At 31.5% G+C, this 2,795-nt stretch carries 3 protein-coding genes; 2 read left to right on the forward strand and 1 reads right to left on the reverse strand.

The window, feature by feature from the left end:
* Positions 1–640 precede the first annotated feature (640 nt).
* On the reverse strand, positions 641–1,078 hold the full coding sequence (gene mgrA, locus CD128_RS09070) for a global transcriptional regulator MgrA (RefSeq protein WP_103329642.1): 438 nt from the start codon (positions 1,076–1,078) through the stop codon (positions 641–643).
* A gap of 223 nt (positions 1,079–1,301) precedes the next feature.
* Between mgrA and CD128_RS09075 the strand changes: the two genes are divergently transcribed.
* On the forward strand, positions 1,302–2,228 hold the full coding sequence (locus tag CD128_RS09075) for a CobW family GTP-binding protein (protein WP_103329643.1): 927 nt from the start codon (positions 1,302–1,304) through the stop codon (positions 2,226–2,228).
* A gap of 92 nt (positions 2,229–2,320) precedes the next feature.
* Positions 2,321–2,617, forward strand: coding sequence for a hypothetical protein (locus CD128_RS09080; protein WP_103329644.1), 297 nt, complete (start codon positions 2,321–2,323; stop codon positions 2,615–2,617).
* The last annotated feature ends 178 nt before the right edge of the window (positions 2,618–2,795 follow it).

Here is a 2,795-nt window from a genome sequence, read left to right on the forward strand (position 1 = left end):
GGTCTCGACACTCATCCTGCTCCCTCAGGCGTCGCTCAACTACGTTCCATTATCCATTTTAGAACTACTTACCTAAGTGCCATAGCACTTAGGTTCATTAACAGCACTGCTCCCCTAGGAGTCTTCACAACTTTACTTCGTAATCTATCTTAGAACTACTTACGTAAGTGTGCGAACACTTACGTTCATCGATAATCCTAAATCCCTCAGGCGTCACACAACGTCATTCGTAGTCCATCTTTAGAATTTCTTACATAAGTGCATAGCACTTATGTTCATTAATAATCAACATAGGAGTCTACGCAACTACGTTTCGTTATCTATCTTAGAACGCCTTACACAAGTGCACTTGCACTTGTGTTCAATATGAAAAAAGCCAGGAGTCTTCGCTATCTATCTTAGAACTACTTCAACCTCAACTGGTATTGCTTGTAGAATTTCTATTCGAAAGTCTTTGTGTTGGGGTCTGATGCAACGTTGTTAGTACTTCATTTATAAATTTTTTTACTAAAATATCAATTAAAACGAAAAACCTGAGATATCTATTATATTGAGATACCTCAGGTTTTTCGTTATTGATAAATATATAAAATTGATTCGAAATGTATAACTTTAATTAGCGTTGTATTAGCATGTCATTTTATTTGTTTTCAGTAAAGGCGTCGATGACTTTGCCTAATAGACGATTGAGTTCTTTCACTTCATCGATACTTAATGAAGAAGCGGTAGCAACTTTTTGAGATGCATCACTTAATTCAGGTTTAATTTTTTCACTTTTTTCAGTAAGATGAATGAATACTTCACGTTGGTCAACTTCAGAACGTTCACGTTTAATTAAATCAACATGTTCCATTCTTTTTAATAAAGGTGATACCGTACCAGTATCTAAGGCGAGTTCAGTTACTACCTTTTTAACATTTACAGGAGATTCATCCCATAAAATACTTAACACTAAAAATTGTGGGTAAGTAAGGTTGTACTTTTTAAAGACTTTGTTTGAATAGTAGCGATTTACTTGTCTTTGTGCATTGTACAAACTAAAGCATAGTTGCTCTTTCAAATTATGTTGTTCAGACATTAAAGTTCTCCTCCAGACATTCTATCCGTCTCTCTATATTTCGGATTAAATTTCGTCTATGTTGTGTAAAATATAACTTGCAACACACTTCGTTTCAATGCCATGCTAAAATTAAAGTATGCTTAAATTTTAGAAGATAATTCTATTTTAATCAAGTGTAATCTAAAATATATACTTATATTATCAATTTCAAATATTTTTTAAATAGAAAAGAGTTTTTAAAATGATAAATAATAAAAATGAAAAAATATCTATTACAATTGTTAGCGGCTTCTTAGGAAGTGGCAAAACTACATTTTTAAAATATTATATAGACCAATTATTAAAAAAAGATGAGAAAGTCACTATTATTATGAACGAATTTGGACAATTTGATGTCGATAGCTTATTAGTTGACAAAGATGTATCAGTTAAATCTCTAATTAACGGCTGTGTTTGTTGTGATTTGAATAATGATTTAGTTAATCAGTTGAACATGTTAGTACAACAAAACGAAACGCAACATATTGTCATTGAAGCAACAGGTATTGCACATCCATTAGAAATTTTTACTGCATGCCAAGACCCTACGATTATTAAAGAAGTGCAAACACCACAAATTATTGGTCTTGTGGATGCGCAGCGCTTTTCAAAAAAAGGTGACTATACTGAGTCGACTATACATTTAATGGAAGAACAAATTACATATAGTGATGTGATTATTCTTAACAAAACGGATTTAGTGGAGGAAGATGTACTACAAAATATCGAAGTCGAGTTAAATCGTCTTAACCCTCAAGCTAAGCTTATTAGTACGACATATAGTCAAGTGAATGATGAACAGTTAGAAGGAAGTGGCAATCATCAATTAAAATCGCATCACCATGCACATCATCATGGCATTCAATCCATGCAATATACGTTTACTTCTACCATAGATCGTCAATTATTCTATCAATTTATCTTAAGATTGCCGGACAATGTCTTGCGATTAAAGGGTTTCGTAAAATTCAGAGATTTGCCTGAAGCGACTTACGAATTCCAATATTCTATGGGCTTACCGAATTATGGAGTAATTGAAAAAGACGTCCCTTTAACGATTGTCATTATTGGAGAAGGCATTGATATAAACCGCTTGCGTAATCAATTAGAGATGATTCAATTTACTTAAAAAAGGTTTGTGTGAATGTTAAGACTTTGTCACAGATAATATATAGGAGAAAGTCGGGTTATGTCTTATAATGTAAAAAGGAGGGTTTGCGCATGAATAATGAAGATAAACGTACAAAGCAAATTCGCTTTGAATTTAAATGGATCACCATTCCATATGTCATTTTTGCGGTTATCGTTTTATTACTAAATATTTTTTATACTAATATCAAAGTAACGATGGCATTATTTGGCCTTTTCTTTGCTTATAATTTAGGTATGTTATTTATCGCATTTATTAATAAATATAAACGAACGCTAATTTTAACATTGATTTTAACGATTTTAAGTGCAGCAACATTCTTTATATTACTATATGTGTTTGGACTAAATCGTGAAATTTTTGGATAACTCAACTACATTAACAAGAACTTTGTGAGGTTTTATAAACTTTACAAAGTTCTTTTATTTTTTATCTTAAAATTATTAAAATTTTAAGAACATTATTTTGAGAGTTAGTTAAATAAAGCGCTTTCTTGATATACTAATAGTGTATCCATCTTGAGGGAGTGTAATAAAAATGACAGAC

It is taken from the genome of Staphylococcus croceilyticus (assembly GCF_002902575.1).
In the GTDB taxonomy this organism is placed as follows: Bacteria; Bacillota; Bacilli; order Staphylococcales; family Staphylococcaceae; genus Staphylococcus; species Staphylococcus croceilyticus.

Bases quoted from the DNA above. Each gene is read 5' to 3' on its own strand.
- mgrA (WP_103329642.1), bottom strand. From the start codon at position 1,078: ATGTCTGAACAACATAATTTGAAAGAGCAACTATGCTTTAGTTTGTAC.
- CD128_RS09075 (WP_103329643.1), top strand. From the start codon at position 1,302: ATGATAAATAATAAAAATGAAAAAATATCTATTACAATTGTTAGCGGC.
- CD128_RS09080 (WP_103329644.1), top strand. From the start codon at position 2,321: ATGAATAATGAAGATAAACGTACAAAGCAAATTCGCTTTGAATTTAAA.